Here is a 1,415-nt window from a genome sequence, read left to right on the forward strand (position 1 = left end):
GGGGGGCAAGTGCTTATTTGTGACACCTTGTAGAGATGAATGCCAACTTTTAATTTTTACTGGTTTAAACAAGTGTGAAAACACAATGTTACCGAATAGAAAGGATTGGACAGTTATTACAAAATGGCTAAAATACCAGTACAGACTCAAAGCAGAACTGTACTGGTATTTTTTCGTATATTAAATTATTCATTATGATCGTAATCTGTAAAATCACTAAGCAAATGTTCTAGAACATCCATACGATTACTGTAGATTCTTAAAATTTCTACACGACTTTCATTACTAAGGATCTGATAGAAAACAGTATTTCTTGTTAGATGTAAGTAGTGATAACCCGTTAGAACTTCGGAAAGTTCCGATGCGTCTCTTCCAAAGCCAGGTAGATTAGACAATTTACTGATAGAATCTTGTAAATCATTAACTTTTTGATGAGCGATTTGACTACCAAATTGCTGTTTTAAGTAATTATATAAGGAAGTAATGTCTTGATTAGCTGCTCCCTTAAATCTAATTTGATATTCTTTCACTAGTCAAGATCTCCAAAAACTTCATCCATAGTGTATGATCCCTTTTCATTAGAAGCCTGTTGAAGGTCCTTTAAGAGTTTCATGCCATTGACAAAACGATCATAGTTTTCAATATTAACAATGGCATATTTTCCATAACCATTTTTAGTGAGGAAAACAGGGTTATCGGCGTCAACTTCTTTGAGTAATTTATTATAATCCCGTAAGGCAGACACGGGCTTGATATTCATATTTAACATGTCAATCACCTCTCTTATAGTATATATAATTTTAAGTAAAATTAACAGCAAAAAATATATTTTAAAATCTTTTCATTAGAATAATGATGAAAACAATTATTCCAAAGGAGACAGATGTCATGTTACACAAACAACAACATTTAACTTACAATGTAAAAACTGGGGAATTTCTACGGAACTTTGAATATCTTGCTAAGTATAGCGAAAAAGCCGGTGTCTCAATTTCTGTGAGGAGGCGCGATAAGATTATCGCAACCTTGTTAGCACCAGCTGCGGTGGAAGAGATTAGTGACTTTGTAGAAAAGATGGAATTGAAACATCAGACCGACCCAGCAGAGAAAAAGCGCTTGAAGAAAGAAGTAGCCGCTCTGCGTTTAAGATTGAACCTCAAAGAAAATTTGGATAAATAATAATGAAACTGGCTAATGAGATCAAGTGTTGATTTCATTAGCCAGCTTTTTTAATTGGTGTATTTTTCTAGTATTTGACAGTAACAATAGGCGACAGCTTTGGGATAGTCAGGATAAGTCGCCGTCTTGGGATTTAATTGATAGTGAAAATAGTCTGCACACTCATAAATTGATGGAGCGTGATCAAATAAGTGATACTTTTTAAAGAGTTGTTGCTGTAAATCAACTTCCATCAC

At 33.9% G+C, this 1,415-nt stretch carries 4 protein-coding genes; 1 reads left to right on the top strand and 3 read right to left on the bottom strand.

Annotated features, from left to right (window positions below; all coding sequences use genetic code 11):
• Nucleotides 1–185: 185 nt before the first annotated feature.
• Entirely contained in the window at nt 186–530 is a 345-nt protein-coding gene (locus tag HUK45_RS09265) for a type II toxin-antitoxin system RelE/ParE family toxin (RefSeq protein ID WP_191912049.1), read from the bottom strand.
• Nucleotides 530–769: a type II toxin-antitoxin system prevent-host-death family antitoxin gene (locus HUK45_RS09270; protein WP_191912050.1), complete on the bottom strand. Its 240-nt coding sequence runs from the start codon at nt 767–769 to the stop codon at nt 530–532. The genes HUK45_RS09265 and HUK45_RS09270 overlap by 1 nt, the downstream gene beginning before the upstream one ends.
• Before the next feature lie 119 nt (nt 770–888).
• Here HUK45_RS09270 and HUK45_RS09275 point away from each other — a divergent pair, with 119 nt between their 5' ends.
• On the top strand, nt 889–1,179 hold the full coding sequence (locus tag HUK45_RS09275) for a hypothetical protein (RefSeq protein ID WP_191912051.1): 291 nt from the start codon (nt 889–891) through the stop codon (nt 1,177–1,179).
• A gap of 50 nt (nt 1,180–1,229) precedes the next feature.
• Here HUK45_RS09275 and HUK45_RS09450 read toward each other — a convergent pair.
• Nucleotides 1,230–1,415: hypothetical protein (locus HUK45_RS09450; protein WP_206683836.1), on the bottom strand; the 186-nt coding region annotated here is incomplete at its 5' end.

Origin of the sequence: Limosilactobacillus urinaemulieris (genome assembly GCF_014838745.1) — a bacterium.
Classification (GTDB): Bacteria; Bacillota; Bacilli; order Lactobacillales; family Lactobacillaceae; genus Limosilactobacillus; species Limosilactobacillus urinaemulieris.

Excerpts from the sequence above, each read along its gene's own strand:
- HUK45_RS09275 (WP_191912051.1), top strand. The coding sequence starts at position 889 with ATGTTACACAAACAACAACATTTAACTTACAATGTAAAAACTGGGGAA.
- HUK45_RS09270 (WP_191912050.1), bottom strand. The coding sequence starts at position 769 with ATGTTAAATATGAATATCAAGCCCGTGTCTGCCTTACGGGATTATAAT.